The organism is Xanthomonas sp. NCPPB 1068 (assembly GCF_041479385.2).
GTDB classification, from domain to species: Bacteria; Pseudomonadota; Gammaproteobacteria; order Xanthomonadales; family Xanthomonadaceae; genus Xanthomonas; species Xanthomonas cannabis.
Window position 1 is genome coordinate 3,708,111 of the sequence record NZ_CM192986.1, and the last position, 16,204, is coordinate 3,724,314.

The window sequence follows — 16,204 nt, forward strand, 5'->3', positions numbered from 1 at the left end:
TCGATATTCACCCCGGAAGAGCTGACCGCCATCGCCCTGAGTCTGAAGGTGGCCGGCGTGGCCGCGCTGGCCAGCCTGCCGGCAGGGATTGCCTGTGGCTGGCTGCTGGCCCGGCGGCGTTTCCCGGGCAAGGCAGTGCTGGACGCGGTGTTGCATCTGCCGTTGGTGATGCCACCGGTGGTGACCGGGTATGCGCTGCTGGTCCTGCTGGGCACGCAGGGTCCGGTCGGCAGCTGGTTGCTGGAACACTTCGGCGTGCAGTTCGCGTTCCGCTGGACCGGTGCGGCGCTGGCCTGCGCGGTGATGGGATTTCCGCTGATGGTGCGCGCGATCCGGCTGTCGATCGAAGCCACCGATCGCCGCCTGGAAGCGGCCGCCGCCACGCTGGGTGCCGGCCCGTGGCGGGTGTTCTTCAGCATCACCTTGCCGCTGGCCTGGCCCGGCCTGGTGGCCGGCATGGTGCTGGCCTTTGCCAAGGCGCTGGGTGAGTTCGGTGCCACCATCACCTTCGTTTCCAATATTCCGGGCCAGACGCAGACGCTGTCGTCGGCCATCTACGGCTTGATGCAGGTGCCGGGCATGGAATCGGGCGTGTGGCGTCTTGCCGGCGTGGCGCTGGCGATTTCGCTGGCGGCCTTACTGCTGTCCGAATGGCTGGTGCGGCGGCCGCACCCGCGTGAGGAGGACTGATGCTGGAGATCGATCTGCAGCTGCAGCGTGGCCAGTTCCGGCGGCACATCCTCATCCAGGATGCGGCGCGGGTGGTGGCGCTGGTGGGGCCGTCCGGCGCCGGCAAGACCACCGTGCTCAATGCGATCGCAGGCTTGGTGCGCCCGCATGCCGGGCATATCCGCATCGATGGGCGCTGCCTGTTCGACGACCGGCACGGCGTGGACCTGCCCACGCACAAGCGCCGGATCGGCTACGTGTTCCAGGATGCGCGGCTATTCCCGCACCTGGATGTGCGGCGCAACCTGCGCTATGGCCGGCATGCACGGGGGGCGGCGCCATTCGGGTTCGACGATGTGGTGGCCCTGCTCGGCATCGCGCCGCTGCTGCAGCGCCGGCCGCGCAACCTGTCCGGCGGCGAGGCGCAACGGGTGGCGATCGGGCGTGCGTTGCTATCGCAACCGGCCATCCTGTTGTTCGACGAACCGTTGTCGGCGCTGGACCAGGCACGTCGCGAAGAGCTGATCCCTTACCTGCAGCGCGTGCGCGATGAAATCCGCCTGCCGATGCTCTACGTCAGCCACAACCCGGACGAAGTGCAGCGCATTGCCGACAGCGTGCACGTGCTGGCGTGAGCGCCCCCGGCAGGAGCCCCGTTGCAGGACGGCGTAATGCATCCGCGTACCGAAGACCGACGCAACACCGGCTGACGCAGGCCTGCGAGAGGTTGCCGTCACCGTGCAACCTTGCCGGTACGCACGCTCACCTTGCCCTGCCGCACCTCGAAGGTGAATGCAAACGACAGCGTGACCGGCACCGGTTCCTGCCGAGTCGCCCCGGTGCAGTCATCCAGGGCGGACGGTTGCGCCGCGCCGGGCGCGTACGTACACAGGGCCGCCGGGACGAACTGCCAGTGCTGCACCGTGCTGCCTACGGCCTGCATCAGATCCGCATTGCTCGGCAACAGCCCGGCGGCGCACTCGTCGCGATCAGACATCGGGGCCACGCGTTGCACGGCGCCGTCGGCGGACAGGATCACATGCGCACACACGGTGGTTGGCGGCAGGGTCTGGCGTGGCGAGTCCGGCGGCAGCGCCGGCGTTTCGCTGCGCAGCGCGCGTGGCATGCGGAAGCGCTGCGTCTGCAACAGCGTGTAGGAGGCGGTGGAAGCGCTCCCCGCACCCGACTGCGACGGCAGCATGCGCTGATCCACCGAATCCTCGCGCTGGTGGCGCTGCGGCTCGGCCACGCGCTGGCTGGCGCATCCGCTGATCAACAGCACACCCACAATCCACTACCCGCGCCGGTCGTTCATTGCAGCATCCCCTGCGGTACGCACCCGGTTGTCGCGCAGGCGGCAAGGCGCCCGGACGCTGGAGCATGCCGACCATCACCGCCGGCACCGGCGTCAGTGGCCGGCGATTCCGGCGGGTCCGGATCGAACCGCACCGGCACGCGTATCTGCGCGGCCACTGGCTGCCCATCCACCAGCGCGGGCTGGAAGCGCCAGTGACGCGCGGCCTCCAGCACCACCTGATCGAATACGCCGGCGGGCCGGCTGTGCACGATGGCGATGTGGTCGGGCGCGCCACGCGGGCTCACCGCAATCTGCAGTTCGACAACGCCACCGAGATTGGCGGCGATCGCGTTCGCCGGGTACCGCGGCGCCTGCATCGTCCTGTAGTCGAAGGCAGCCGCCGAGCCGTGTGTGGCCTGCACGGGCGCAGGCTGGAGCAACCAGCCGCCGGCGCTGACCAGAAGCGTCAGCGCCACCACGCTGCGCAGGTTCCGGCGTGCTCGCCGCGCATCCGGCGCTGGCGCATGCACGGACGCCAGCCGCTGCAACAACGCAGGCCTCGCCGCCCAGTGGCAGGCCAGCGGCGAGGTGCTGCCGGCGAGCTGACATTTGAGCATCGCACCGGCATAGCGGCGGCGCTGGCCTGGATGGCGTGCCAGAACCGCTGCATCGCAGGCCAGCTCCTGATCCAGGCGAAACGCGCGCCATGCCAGATGCACTAACGGGTGGAACCAGCCAAGGCACAGCAGCACGCTGGCCAGCAGATTGGCATGCAGATCGCCGCGGCGCAGATGCAGGCGCTCGTGCGCCAGGATCAACGCACGCTCCCCGGCGCTGTAACGCGTGGTGAAATCCCCCGGCAGCACGATCCGCGGGCGCCAGATGCCCAGAGACGCCGGAAGGCCGCCGTCGTGCGTGGCCACCCACACGGTACTGTCCAGCGCACGCAATGGCCCGAGGCTGCGCACGAAACGCCGCTGTCCACGCCAGAGGGAAAGGCCCGTCAGCAGCACACCGGCCAGCCACACGTTGAGCAACATGCGCTGCCAGCCGGCGCCCTGCCCGTCCGGATGCGCCGCAACCGGCACGGGCGCCAGCGCCGGCATCTTCAACAGCGCCATCTCCATCGAGGGACCTGGCAGCAACGCCACCACCAGGGCCAGCGGCACCGCGCCCCAGAGTGCATAGGCGGCCCCTGCCCCGAGCCGGCCACGCAGCGGCCAGCGCAGCAGCAGGCAGGCCAGCAGCGCTGCAGTGGTGTAGAGCGCGGCGCGTAGCCACAGCACGGGATCAAGACTCATCGTCCAACTCCTTGAGCAGCCGCCTCAATTCGGCAATGTCGGACGCGCTGAGCTTTCCACGCTCGCTGAAGTGCGCCACCAGCGGCGCCACTCGTCCACCGAACAACCGCTGCAGCAATCCTTCGCTTTGCTGCTGCACCCAGTGCTCGCGCTGCAACACCGGGGTGTAACGGTATCTGCGTCCGTCCTTCTGCGCCGCGATGGCGCCCTTGGTGAGCAGGCGGTTGAGCAGGGTCTTGATGGTCGGCTCGGCCCAGTCGGTGCTTGCCAGTGCCGCCACCACCTCCTCCGCGGTCCGAGGTGCCCGGTCCCACAGCACCTGCATCACAACTGCCTCTGCCTCGCTGATCGCCATGCAATGACGCCCGTCATTTTTTTCGATTACGCGCGTAAACGAAACCCATGTCAAGCGCTGACCCAGGCCCATCGCGTGCGGCTGTCGCGCGCCGGTTCTGCAACACGCGCTCTCCCATCGGCTCGGCTACCCTGCACCGATGACCGAACACCTCACCAGCCTGTCCGCCGCCGTGGAGCGGATCCTGCAACGCATCGATGGCCCGCTCCGGGTGGGCGCGCCACTGGGCATCGGCAAACCGCACCGGTTGTTGAACGCGCTGTACGCGCAACTCAAGGACACCCCGTCACGGCCACTGGCGCTGTACACCGCGCTCTCGCTCAACCCGCCCAGGCCGGGCGCGGGGCTGGAAGGGCGTTTTGCCGCACCGTTCATTGCGCGTCACTTCGGCGAGGAGTTCCCGCGTCTGGCGTATGTGGACGCGATGCTGCGCGACGCCTTGCCCGCGCATGTGCAGGTGGAAGAGTTCTACATGCAGTCCGGCGGGTTGCTGCATTCCAGCCAGGCCCAGGCCGACTACACCAGCCTCAATTACACCCACGCCGCCGCGGCAGTGGCACAGCGTGCGCCGAACCTGATCGTGCAGAAGGTCGCACGCGAACCCGGCGGCGCGCGGCTGTCGTTGTCGTGCAACAACGACATCACCCAGGACACCTTGGACGCGGTGCAGGCGCTGGGCCTGCCGCGTCCATTGCTGGTGGCCGAAGTGGACCCGCAGCTGCCGTGGATCGGCGGCACGGCGGCGGTGGATGCGGCGTTCTTCGACCTGGTCATCGACCTGCCCGGCCCATCGCCGCGGCTGTTCGGACTGCCGCGGCAGCCGGTCACCAGCGTCGATTACGCCATCGGCCTGTATGCGAGCACGCTGGTACGCGATGGCGGCACGCTGCAGATCGGCATCGGCACCCTGGCCGACGCGCTGAGCCATGCGCTGGTCCTGCGGCATACCGACAACGCCACCTATCGGCGTGTGCTGCAGGCGTTGGATCCGGATCTGGAACAGCACCCTGCCGTACGCGCCAGCGGTGGCCTGGCGCCGTTTGAGGTCGGCCTGTACGGCTGCAGCGAAATGCTCAACGAAGGCTTCAAGCAACTGGTGGACAGTGGCGTGATCCGCCGCAAGGTGCACGACGATCTACCGCTGATGCAGCGCATGGCCGACGGCCGCGCCGACGCTGCCGACCACGCGCGGCTGGCGCAGGAGGGCGAGTTCCTGCATGGCGCGTTCTATCTTGGCTCGCCGGACTTCTATCAATGGCTGCGCGACCTTCTGCCCGCCACGCGCGCTGCCATCGGCATGCGCCGCATCAGCCAGATCAACCAGCTCTACGGCGGCAATGAAGCGCTGGAGCGCTTGCAGCGCCACGATGCGCGCTTCTTCAATTCCTGCATGATGGCAACCGCGCTGGGCGCGGCGGTGTCCGACGGCCTGGACGATGGCCGCGTGGTCTCCGGCGTGGGCGGGCAGTACAACTTCGTGGCGATGGCGCATGCCTTGCCGCAGGCACGCAGCACGTTGATGCTTCGTGCCACCCGCGAGACCGGCGCACATGCGGCCAGCAATGTGCGCTGGAATTACGGCCACACCACCATCCCGCGCCACCTGCGCGACCTCTATATCACTGAGTACGGCATCGCCGATCTGCGCCACAAGACCGACCAGGACTGCGTGGTGGAAATGGCCGCCATCTGCGATGCGCGCTTCCAGGACGAGCTGCTTGCCCAGGCGAAACAGTCGCGCAAGCTGCGCACCGACCCGGTGCTGCCGGCACGTGCGCAACGCAACACGCCACAGGCACTGGAACAGGCGCTGGCGCCGTTTCGACGCGACGGCAGCCTGCCCGATTACCCGCTTGGCAGCGACTTCACTGAGATCGAGCAACGTCTGCTGCGTGCATTGAGCTGGCTCAAATGCGCAACAGCTGGCACCGGCGGAAAAATCGCCACGGTGTGCCGCGCACTGCTCGCACGCAAAGCGTCGGATGCGAATGATGTTGCCTGCCTGCAACGCATGGCGCTGCGTGCGCCACGCAGCCTGGGCGACCGCGTGCAGGCGCGGTTGCTGACCTATGCGCTGCAACAGACCGCCCCGTCATGAAAAACAGTGTCACGATGTTGCAAACGACACGAACCGATTGCAGCAAGACCTGACGCATCACGGACACACTGCGGAAAGATATGCGTCAAGCTGGGCCGCGATGATGGCGACCTCGTCGCTTTCCGGCTGTGCTGCATGCATCTTTTTGGCGCTTTTACTGCTGTCACGTCAGGCATCACCCGCAAACCGAAGCTGGTGCGCGCGAAGCGAAGAACCACCACGCGTATCGTCTTCTTCACCGCGTTGGTGCTGAGCAATGTTGCCGCGCAAGCTGCGCCGCGTCTCACCGATCTGCAGTACATCGGCAGCCACAACAGCTACCACGCCGGCTTTGCACCCAGCGAAGCGGCTGTGTTGAAGCAACTGGACCCGGCACTGTTTGCTGCACTGGATTACCGCCATCCCGCATTGACGCAACAACTCGACGCTGGCGTGCGCCAACTCGAGCTGGACGTCTTCGCCGATGCACAGGGCGGGCGCTATGCGCACCCGTCCATCGTCGCGCAGATCGCCAAAGCCGGACTATCGGCCGCACCGGCAAGCGCGCCGGCCGGGGTGATGGAGACGCCGGGCTTCAAGGTCATGCATGTGCAGGATCTTGACCAGCGCAGCAATTGCCAACCGTTGATTGCCTGCCTGCAGGACATCCGCACCTGGTCGAAGCAGCACCCGGGTCATGTGCCGATCTTCATCCTGCTGGAAACCAAGCAGACGCCGATAGCGCTGGCATTCCCCACCACGCAACCCGAACCGTTCGACACAAAAGCGATGGATGCGCTGGATGCCGAACTACGCTCGGTGTTCCAGCCCGGTGAGTACATCAGCCCCGATCAGGTGCGGGGCAGCGCGCGCACCCTCAATGCAGGCGTGCTCGCGCATGGCTGGCCGTCGTTGGATCAAGCGCGCGGCAAAGTGGTGTTTCTGCTCGACCAACGCGCTGCAGGCGCCAGCTACCTGCCCGGCCATCCATCGCTGCGCGGCCGCGTGTGTTTCACCAACGCGGTACCGGGCGAGGACGATGCGGCATTTGTCGAGCGCAACGACGGCCCCGTCGATGACATCGCGCAGTTGGTCAAGGCCGGTTATCTGGTGCGTACGCGTACCGATGCCGACCTGAAAGAAGCGCAGCGCAACGACACCTCCCGGCGCGATGCCATGCTGGCCAGCGGCGCGCAATTGCTCAGTACCGATTTCCCGATCAATGAGCCGGCCGATAACGGCTACGTGGTGCGCTTCGATCACGCTGCGGTGGCGCGCTGCAATCCGCAGCGACCGCGCGTGCACTGCAGCGGCCTCGACCTGCGCCACTGAGCGCCGCGCCGCGCATACACGCGCCAGCTGCCCCACGCATCAGACCTGTCGCAATGGAAGGCGTCGGCGATCTAAGCCCGCGCCCGTTCACCAGATGCGGGCACTCCTCCCCACTTCCGCGAGCCCTCAGCATGCAGTCTTTCCGTCCCTTCCATCGCCTGAGCTGTGCCATTGCCGTGGTGCTTTCCGCACCAGCGTTTGCACACGCTGCAGAGCTGACCACCACGTTGGATTCGGTCAACGTGCAAGCCACCCACGCCGCGGCGCCGGGATCGCTGAACGAGCAGCGCGTGGCCAACAGCGTCAACAGCGTGATGAGCAAGCAGCAGATCGACGCGATTCCTTCCGGTGGCATTGCCGATGTGGTCTCGCACATGCCGGGCCTGTCGGCCTACAGCGACATGCATCTGGGCCAGGCCACCACCGGCGAAAATGCCTACGTCAGCATCCGCGGCATGGACGCAAGCTATAACGCTTACACGCTCAATGGCTTCGCCATGCCTGAAACCGACTCGTCCACGCGCGCGATCTCGTTGAACATGCTCGCGCCGTTCGGCATCCAGTCGGTGCAGGTGTCCAAATCGCCCACGCCCGATATGCCGGGCGATTCCATCGGCGGCGCCATCGACATGCGCACGCCGAACGCCTTCGATTTCGCGCAGGATGTCTATGCCAGGACCACCGCGCGCGGCCAGCTCAATGCATTGGCCTCGCATCTGGGCGGTTCCGATGGCGGCGGCACCGTGCAGCAGGAGCTGGCCTGGATGTTCGGCGACGGGCACGCGTTCGGGTTGTATGCCTCGGCGTATTACGGCAGGAACAACAACATGGCGCAGGCCCCGGCGCCCAACAGCAAATACGTTCCGGCCGACCCGGCGCTTGCCGACGCCAGCGACCTGCGCAACGTCGGCCCGTTGATCAGCACCCGCTACAAATACAGCCTCTATACCAGCCAGATCGAGCGTTACGGCGGCAGCCTCTCGCTGGACTGGCAAGGCGACACCAGCGCGCTGTATGCGCGTGCCATCTATGGCAGCTACGGCGTCACCGGCCAGCAGGATCAGTCCAGTGCGCGCCTGGAGACCATTCGCACCCAGCCCACCGCCGTGCGCGGCGGCTACTTCAACACCCACGACATCGACGAAACCCTGGCGACGCTGCAGCTGGGCGGGCAGACCACCTTGGATCGTCTGCGCCTGGACTACGGCAGCTCGTTCGGTCGCGGCACCCGCAATCGACCGGACTATGTGTCGGCCAGCCTGTATGGCTTTACTCCCGGCAGCTTCGCCTTCGACCTCAGCGACCCCGCCTACCCGAGCATCGGCCCGAGCACGCCGGCCTTGAAGGACTTCTTCTACGACCTGGATTCTTCATTGCTGTGGAAGGTGCAGGGCCACGATGCCGGCAGCCACGATAACCGCGCCAATGCGCACACCGACATCACCTATCGCACCGACGGTGCGGTGCTGGACAGCGTCAAGCTGGGCCTGTCGGCCGATCGTTCGGCACGGGAGGCGTACGATCATCCGTTCTTCCACAAGGACGGCAACTTCGTCACCAACGGCCCCTATTTCGGCGGGCCCAATTACGCATTCCCCACCGCCGGCGGCCCGCCGCTGAGCGCGATCCCCGGGCGGCTGACCTACAACGCATTCGACGGCCACTATGCCGGCCCGTTCAAGCTGCTGGATCGCCGCTGGATGCGCGCCCAGGCGGTGCCGTACAAATACATCGACGATCCGAACGGCGCCGGCCGCTACACCGCCAACGACTACAACGCCAACACCACCTCCAGTACCGAGGCGATCTACGCCGGTTATGCGATGGCCGCCTTGCACCTTGGTTCGGTGAGCATCCTGCCCGGCGTGCGTTACGAACTGACCCGCTACTCGGCCGATGCGTGGCAGTCCAGCGGCGATGGCGTCACCGGCCGCTTTGTCGGGACCGGCAGCACCTATGGGCAATGGCTGCCGGGTGTGAGCATCAACTATCGCCCAGACGATCTCACCGTGTATCGCGCCTCGTTCCGGCGCAGTTTCAGCCGCCCGGCGTTCGGCCTGATTTCCGGGCAAACCGTGTATTCCATCGACGACACGCAACAGGTGGTCGGCATCTCCAAGCCCAATCCGGATCTGCAGCCAAGCAAGGCCGACAACGCCGATCTGTCTGCCGAGTTCTACGACCACAGCGGCGGTGTGCTCAGCGCCTCCACCTACTACAAGCGCATCTCCGGCTTCATCTATACCTCGCAATCGGCCACCAGCAACGACAACACGCTGGGCGGCCTGGTGCCGACCGGTACCACCTTCGAAAACGGTGTCCCGGTGACCATGCCGCAGAACGGCGGCACCGCAACGCTCTACGGCCTGGAGTTGGCAGCGAGCAAACGGCTGCAGCAATTGCCGGGAATCTTGAGCAACCTGGGCGTCACCGCCAACCTCACACTGCAACATAGCCAGGCAGACAGCAGACGCAGCGACCAGCCGGAAAAGACCTGGCTCCCACGTGCGCCCGAACGCCTTTACAACCTGGACCTGTTCTACGACGACACGCACCTGCGCACCGACCTGAGCTACAACTACACCGGCCTGCAATTGCTGGGGCTGACCACCGACCGGCTCAACTACTACCTGCAGCCGGTGAAGTCGCTGGACTTCAATGCCACCTATCACCTGCCGCACCATGTGGAGGTGGGCGTGTCGGCCAAGAACCTGCTCAACGCCGCCACCTTCTACGAGACCCAGGGCAAATCCAGGCGCTACATGGCCTACGATCCCGGCGCCGACGGTGCCTATGTGCAGACCGGGCGCGTCTACATGCTCACGCTGGGCTACACCTACTGACACCCGCCGGCGTGCCTGATTCCCGGCAATGCATCCGCCGGCGCAATCCCCGGCTCTCCCCATTCCCCATTCCCCATTCCCCATTCCCGATTCCCGCCAGCCATGCCCTGTCGAAGCCAAACCGCCTGCCCAACCGCTCAGTTCCGGTGCAGCCATTTCACGCAGAAAACGCAGCCGGCTGCGGCAAGGTGCGCGCATGTCTCCCTTGGATCTGCACATGCCATCACGCTCCTACGCTCGTGTCTGCTTGCTTGCCCTGGCGCTGAGCGCGTCGCTGCCTGCGCTGGCGCAGGCACAGCAACCTGCGGCGGCCGCTGCGCCGGCACCGGCAGCGGCCCCCGCCGCCAAGCCGGTGGACACCGGGCCGCGATCGGATCTGCATGCGCAGGTGCTGCTGGACCGCGCGCATTTTTCGCCGGGCGAGATCGATGGCGAACGTGGCTCCAACCAGAAGCGGGCGGTGTCCGGCTTTCAGGCTGCACACAAGATCAAGGTGACCGGCGAGCTGGATGACGCCACCTGGCAGGCGCTGCAGGCCGACAGCACGCCGGCGCTGGTGCAGTACACGCTGACCGACGCCGACGTTGCCGGCCCCTTCCAGCCGATTCCCAAAGGCCCGGCCGAGCAGGCCACGTTGTCTGCGCTGGGCTACGCATCGGTGGACGAGGCGCTGGGCGAACGTTTCCATGCCGCGCCGGAACTGCTGCGCCAGCTCAACCCCGGCGTGGATCTGGGCAAGGCCGGCAGCGTCATTCAGGTGCCGAACATCGACGGCGTCGCGCCCCTGGCCAAGCCGGCCAAGCTGGTGGTGGACAAGTCCGAATCGACGCTGCGCCTGTTCGATGCCGACGGCAAGGTGTATGCACAATTCCCGGTGTCTTCCGGCAGCAAGCACGATCCGCTGCCGATCGGCCGCTGGAAGGTGCTGGGCGTCGCGCGCGACCCGGTGTTCAAGTACAACCCCAAGTTGTTCTGGGACGCGAAGAAAGACGACAAAAAAGCCACGTTGCCGGCAGGCCCGAACAACCCGGTCGGGCGCGTGTGGATCGATCTGTCCAAGCCGCACTACGGCCTGCACGGCACGCCGGAACCGGGCCACGTGGGCAAGACCGAATCGCATGGTTGCGTGCGCCTGACCAACTGGGACGTGGTCAACCTGGCCAGCGTGGTCGGTCCCTCCATGCCGGTGGTGATGCAGGAGTAAGCATGAAACTGCTGATGATCTTGATCGCAGGCGTGGCGATCGGCGCAGGCGGCTATTGGTGGCTGGAGCGCAGCGCGCCCGAAGCGCAGGTGCCGTCGCCAGCGACCGCTGCACCGGCCGTTGCAGCGCCGTCCACGGCGACCGCGGCCGTGTCGGCAGCTGCGCCCGCACCCGCACCCACCGTCCCGGCCGCGGCAGAGCCCGTGAGCGCTGCCCCGGCGCCTGCCGCCTCAGCCCCGGCGGCCGATGAGTCGGCCACCGGCGCCGGCCTGCTGATTCCGGTGCAAGGCATCGGCCGCGAGCAGTTGCAGGACACCTTCACCGATGCGCGCAGCGAAGGCCGGGTGCATGACGCCATCGATATCCTGGCACCGACCGGCACACCTGTACTTGCGGTCGCCGACGGGACAGTGGAAAAGCTGTTCAACAGCGAACGCGGCGGCCTGACCGTGTATCAGTTCGCGCCGGGTGGCACGTACTGCTATTACTACGCCCATCTGGAACGCTATGCCGATGGGCTGGCAGAGACGCAATCCATCAAGCGAGGCCAGGTCATCGGCTATGTAGGCAGCACCGGCAACGCAAATCCGGCCGCGCCGCATCTGCATTTCGAAATTCACCGCCTGGGACCGGAAAAGCAGTGGTGGAAAGGCGATGTGCTCAATCCCTATCCCATCCTGCATGGCGACCAGCCACTGCAGTGATTCCCCTGACGCTGCGCCCTCATACCGGAGTGCAGCGTCATCGCAGCTGGACCTGCCGCACGCGGCGATGGCGTTCTGACCGACGACATCGCCGCACTGCGGAGACGCCTCAGATCAGCATCCCGCCGGAGACTTCGATGCGCTGCGCGTTGATCCAGCCCGTGCCCGGCGCCAGCAAGGCCGCCACCACCGGCCCGATATCGTCCGGCAGGCCCGTCCGGCCCAACGCGGTGACAGAAGCCACCATCGCGTTGACCTGCGCGTTGTCGCGCACCGTGCCGCCGTTGAAATCGGTCTCGATCGCTCCCGGCGCCAACGTGTTGGCACGGATGCCGCGTGCACCCAGCTCCTTGGCGAGATAGCGGGTAAACACTTCCACCCCGCCCTTCATCATCGCGTAGGCGGAGGAACCCGGCAGCGCGAAACGCGCCAGCCCGCTGGAGACGTTGAGGATGCGCCCACCGTCGGCGATCAGTGGCAACAACGCCTGGGTCAGGAAGTACGGCCCCTTGAGATGGGTGTCGACCAGCGCGTCGAACTGCGCCGGCGTGGTGTCGGCGATGGCGGCATGCAGGCCGGTGCCCGCGTTGTTGACCAGCGCATCGAACTGGATGCGCTCCCACCCGGCCAGCACCGCCTTCAGCTGCGCGGCGAATCCGGCAAAGTCATCGGCCTTGGCGACATCCAGCTGCAACGCGTGCGCGCGCCGGCCCAACGCTTGAATCTGCGCCACCACCGCTGCGGCTTCGTCGGCCTGGCTGCGGTAGGTCAGCACGATGTCGTTGCCATCGGCAGCGAGCGCAAGCGCGGCATTGCGCCCCAGCCCGCGGCTGCCGCCGGTGATCACGGTGATGGGTGTGGTGGTGGTCGACATGGGCAAACTCCTGGGGTGATGACGGCGATAGGTGGCGTGGCGACGATCAGATGAGACGATCGCGCAATGCGTTACGAACGCGCTCAGGCTAGTGCGCTTGCCGTGCCGCATAAATCAGCTCAATCTGACTTCACCGTTCAAGATCGCCGACCAATCGATGGACACCATGGAGTCGCTGCGCGCCTTCCTGCGCGTTGCCGAGCTGGGCAGTTTCACCCGTGCCGCCGACACCCTGGGCCTGCCCAAGGCCAGCGTCTCGACCGCCGTGCAACGACTGGAAGCCTCGCTCGGTACCCAGCTCCTGCATCGCACAACGCGACGCGTGCAGCTCACCGGCGATGGCACCGCGTTCTCCCAACGCGCCCGCGACATCCTCGACGACATGGAGGAGTTGCACGGCATGTTTCAGCGCGAACGCGGCCAGCTGCGCGGTCGCCTGCGGGTGGATATGTCGTCCGGCATCGCACGCAACTTCGTGATCCCGGCGCTGCCGTCGTTTCTGGCCCGGCATCCGCAGCTGGACGTGGAGATCAGCAGCACCGACCGTCGCGTCGATGTGGTGCGCGAAGGCTTCGATTGCGTGCTGCGCGTGGGCACGCTTGAAGACACCAGCCTGGTCGCCCGCCCGCTGGGTGCGGTCCGCATCGTCAGCTGCGCCAGCGCCGACTATCTTGCCCGCCGCGGCACGCCAAGCTGCCTGGACGATCTCGCCCAGCACGACCTGGTGCATTACGTGCCAACACTGGGGCAGCGCTCGCCCGGCTTCGAATATCACGACGGGCAGCGCTATCGGCTGCTGCCGATGCAGGGCCCGGTGACGGTCAACAACGGCGATGCCTATCTTGCCGCCGCGCTCGCAGGGCTGGGCATCATCCAGGCGCCGGCCAGCCCGCTGCGCCCGTATCTGGACAGCGGCGCGCTGCGTGTCGTGCTTGCCGACCACCCCGCCGAACCAATGCCGGTGACGTTGTTGTATGCGCAGCGCCGCCATCTGCCGCAACGCGTCAGCGCCTTCATGGAATGGGTGGCGCAGGTGCTGGCACCGCAACTGGAACCGGTGGTGCGTTGAGCGATGGTCACCGCAGCGATGCGGCGCAGTGTCGTTGGAGTGCTGCAGGCATGGCGCGCCGCAGGCATGCCAACCGGATCGTGCGCGTTCCCGGCCGCACCACGCCGTTCCAGCGCGACAGCAGGCTGCCACTGACAAAGCGCGCCGCTCCACGGCAGACCCGTCATTCCCGTCACTGCGTGGACGGGTATAAAAAAACACAGGCACCGTTCCGGCTGCCTGTGTTTTTGCTCGACAAGACCGGGCAGCAGGGCGCCCGGCGTGGCCGTGGATCAGAACGTGTAGTTGAAGGTCAGCATGCCGTTGCGCGATGCACCCCATGCGCCATAGCCGCCGTTGAACTGCGCGTAGTAACGCTTGTCGAGCAGGTTGTCGACGTTGAGTTGCACGGAGAACTGCGGCGACAGACGGTAGCGTGCGAATGCGCTCACCAAGGCATAGGCGCTCTGCTGGAAGGTGCCGTAGACCGGGTCCACGTAGTACGCACGGTTCTGCCAGTTGACGCCACCACCGACGGTGAGATCGTTCCACGCACCCTGCGGAGTGTAGCTGCTGAACAGCTTGATGGTGGTGCGTGGCAGGTGGGTGTTGATCGAGGTGCCGCTGTCGTCGCGTGCGGTGTAGTGCGAGGCGCCGAAGGTGGCGTTCCAGCCCTGGGTCAGGCGGCCGGAGAGCTCGAAGTCGAAGCCTTCGCTGACCACGCCGCTGGCAGCCACGAATGCGGACTCGCTGCTGCCCGGCACGAAACCGCCGGTGGCCACACCCAGGTTGTCCTGCTCGATGCGGAACAGGGCCAACGAAGCATTGAGCTGATCATCGAACCAGGCCGCCTTGACGCCTGCTTCGTAGCCCTTGCCACTCAGCGGATCCAGGTAGCCGCCATTGGCGTCACGCAGCGTCTGCGGATTGAAGATTTCGGTGTAGCTGACGTAGGTCGACCACACATCATCGATGTCGTACACCAGACCGGCGTACGGGGTGACTTCGGTCTGCGTGTCGGAGAACGGTACAAGCCCCTGCACCGCATCGAAGTTGCGGCCATCGATCTGCCAGTCGGTGTAGCGCGCGCCCACCAGCAGCGTCAGCGGGTCGGCCAGCGAGAAACGTGCGGCCACGTAGGCGGCCTTCTGCGTGATGGTGCCGTCGCTCTGCACCGAGCGCGGGCTCCAGTTGGGCTCCGGATAGGCTCCGGTCCAACCGAAGTAGCTGTCCAGCGGCGCCGGGAAATCGAAGGTGCCGTTGTTGACGTACTCGCGGCGGTTGTAGCTGGCGCCGGCCACCAGGTGATGCTCACGGCCAAACAGCTGGAACGGACCTTCCGCGTACACATCGGCGCCATCGGCCTTGCGCTCGGTCTGGTAGTTGCCCGAATACGGCACCACGCCGCCGCCGGTGGCGCGGTCGAAGCCGAAGATCGTGTAGAACGGATAGAACAGGTGATTGGCCGCTTCGGTCTTCTCGTGGCTCACGTTGGCCTTCAGCAACCAGCCGCTGTCGAAGCTCTGCTGCAGGCTGGCGAAGGTGCGCTGCAGGCGCGTGTCCCAGAAGGTCCAATCGGCGGCCGGGTTGAACGAGCGGTCGTAGTTGGTGCGCGTGCCATCGCTGTAGAACAGCGGGAAGCCGCCCCAGGTGACATCGTCTGATTCCTTCTTCTGGTACTCATAACCCACGCTCAGCAGCGTGCTGTCGGTGAGGTCGGCATCGATGATGACCGAACCGATCTTCTTGCGCAGGTTGTAGCGGTCCATGTCGGACTCGCCGTCCTGATACACGCCCACCACGCGCGCACGCACGGTGCCCTCGGGGCTCAGCGGCACGGTGACATCGGCCACGCTGCGGGTCTTGTTGAAGTCGCCGCCGCCCACCGACACGGTGCCGGTGAAGTCGCGGCTCACCGCATGCTTGCGCACCAGGTTGATCGATGCCGACGGGTTGCCCGAACCGGTGAGCAGGCCGGTGGCGCCACGCACTACTTCGACGCGGTCGTACAGCGCGACGTCCAGCGCCGAGTCACCGTAGCTCCAGGCCTGCTCCATGTAGGCCGGGATGCCGTCGAACTGGTAGTTGTCGATGTAGAAGCCGCGTGCGTAGAACTCCAGCCGCTCGCTGTCGCTCTGCGCCACCGAGATGCCGGTGACGTTGTTGAGCACGTCGGTGATGCTCTGCAGGTTCTGGTCGTCCATGCGGTCGCGCGTGATCACGGTGACCGACTGCGGAATCTCGCGCAGCGCCAGGTTCATGCGCGTACCGGCAGTGGTCTTTTCCACCGTGTAGCCCTTGGCCTGCTCGCCCTGCACGTTGAGCCGGTCCAGGGTGGTGACCTCGGCTTCGCCGGCCGGCGTTTCGGCAAGTGCCTGGCCGGCGGCCAGTGTGCACAGCGCGGCAAACACCGCATGCGACAGCGCGCGCGGGCGCCCCGCGATGGGAAGAAGACGCATTACGGTAGGACGGTTCATCACAGCTCCGGCGCAGACAATCG

At 66.4% G+C, this 16,204-nt stretch carries 13 protein-coding genes; 8 read left to right on the forward strand and 5 right to left on the reverse strand.

Going from position 1 to position 16,204, the window contains the following annotated elements:
- Positions 1–3 precede the first annotated feature (3 nt).
- Both modB and modC read left to right on the forward strand, forming a co-directional pair.
- Positions 4–690, forward strand: a complete 687-nt coding sequence (gene modB / locus ACCQ12_RS15760) for a molybdate ABC transporter permease subunit (RefSeq protein ID WP_184368191.1) — start codon at positions 4–6, stop codon at positions 688–690.
- Positions 690–1,304, forward strand: a complete 615-nt coding sequence (gene modC, locus ACCQ12_RS15765) for a molybdenum ABC transporter ATP-binding protein (protein WP_039564329.1) — start codon at positions 690–692, stop codon at positions 1,302–1,304. Before modB ends, modC begins: the two co-directional genes overlap by 1 nt.
- A 98-nt stretch (positions 1,305–1,402) precedes the next feature.
- Here the strand turns inward: modC and ACCQ12_RS15770 are convergent, their stop codons facing one another.
- From ACCQ12_RS15770 to ACCQ12_RS15780, 3 genes are read right to left on the reverse strand one after another with little or no spacing between them, the layout of a single operon-like run.
- Positions 1,403–1,951, reverse strand: a complete 549-nt coding sequence (locus tag ACCQ12_RS15770; RefSeq protein WP_372382197.1) for a hypothetical protein — start codon at positions 1,949–1,951, stop codon at positions 1,403–1,405.
- A 29-nt stretch (positions 1,952–1,980) separates the two neighbouring features.
- On the reverse strand, positions 1,981–3,267 hold the full coding sequence (locus ACCQ12_RS15775) for a TonB family protein (protein ID WP_372382198.1): 1,287 nt from the start codon (positions 3,265–3,267) through the stop codon (positions 1,981–1,983).
- Positions 3,257–3,622, reverse strand: a complete 366-nt coding sequence (locus ACCQ12_RS15780) for a BlaI/MecI/CopY family transcriptional regulator (protein ID WP_372361276.1) — start codon at positions 3,620–3,622, stop codon at positions 3,257–3,259. Before ACCQ12_RS15780 ends, ACCQ12_RS15775 begins: the two co-directional genes overlap by 11 nt.
- A gap of 139 nt (positions 3,623–3,761) precedes the next feature.
- Here ACCQ12_RS15780 and ACCQ12_RS15785 point away from each other — a divergent pair, with 139 nt between their 5' ends.
- From ACCQ12_RS15785 to ACCQ12_RS15805, 5 genes are all read left to right on the forward strand, one after another.
- Positions 3,762–5,720, forward strand: a complete 1,959-nt coding sequence (locus ACCQ12_RS15785; protein WP_372382199.1) for an acetyl-CoA hydrolase/transferase C-terminal domain-containing protein — start codon at positions 3,762–3,764, stop codon at positions 5,718–5,720.
- Between the two features lie 135 nt (positions 5,721–5,855).
- Complete coding sequence (locus tag ACCQ12_RS15790) at positions 5,856–7,031, forward strand: phosphatidylinositol-specific phospholipase C1-like protein (protein WP_372382200.1); 1,176 nt, start codon at positions 5,856–5,858, stop codon at positions 7,029–7,031.
- A gap of 131 nt (positions 7,032–7,162) precedes the next feature.
- The gene (locus tag ACCQ12_RS15795) at positions 7,163–9,874 is read left to right on the forward strand and encodes a TonB-dependent receptor (protein ID WP_372382201.1); all 2,712 of its coding nucleotides are present in this window, start codon (positions 7,163–7,165) and stop codon (positions 9,872–9,874) included.
- A 274-nt stretch (positions 9,875–10,148) separates the two neighbouring features.
- Positions 10,149–11,078, forward strand: a complete 930-nt coding sequence (locus ACCQ12_RS15800; protein WP_372383638.1) for a L,D-transpeptidase family protein — start codon at positions 10,149–10,151, stop codon at positions 11,076–11,078.
- 2 nt (positions 11,079–11,080) lie between these two features.
- Positions 11,081–11,782, forward strand: coding sequence for a M23 family metallopeptidase (locus ACCQ12_RS15805; RefSeq protein ID WP_372382202.1), 702 nt, complete (start codon positions 11,081–11,083; stop codon positions 11,780–11,782).
- A gap of 109 nt (positions 11,783–11,891) precedes the next feature.
- Here the strand turns inward: ACCQ12_RS15805 and ACCQ12_RS15810 are convergent, their stop codons facing one another.
- A complete protein-coding gene (locus ACCQ12_RS15810; RefSeq protein ID WP_372382203.1) occupies positions 11,892–12,656 on the reverse strand; it encodes an SDR family NAD(P)-dependent oxidoreductase in 765 nt (254 codons plus the stop codon).
- Positions 12,657–12,747: 91 nt separating this feature from the next.
- On the opposite strand from ACCQ12_RS15810, the gene ACCQ12_RS15815 reads away from it, so the two are divergent.
- Positions 12,748–13,725 carry a LysR family transcriptional regulator gene (locus ACCQ12_RS15815; protein ID WP_166749203.1) on the forward strand — a complete coding sequence of 326 codons (978 nt, stop codon included), beginning with the start codon at positions 12,748–12,750 and terminating at the stop codon, positions 13,723–13,725.
- A gap of 272 nt (positions 13,726–13,997) precedes the next feature.
- Here the strand turns inward: ACCQ12_RS15815 and fhuE are convergent, their stop codons facing one another.
- On the reverse strand, positions 13,998–16,181 hold the full coding sequence (fhuE, locus tag ACCQ12_RS15820) for a ferric-rhodotorulic acid/ferric-coprogen receptor FhuE (RefSeq protein WP_372382204.1): 2,184 nt from the start codon (positions 16,179–16,181) through the stop codon (positions 13,998–14,000).
- Positions 16,182–16,204: the final 23 nt, after the last annotated feature.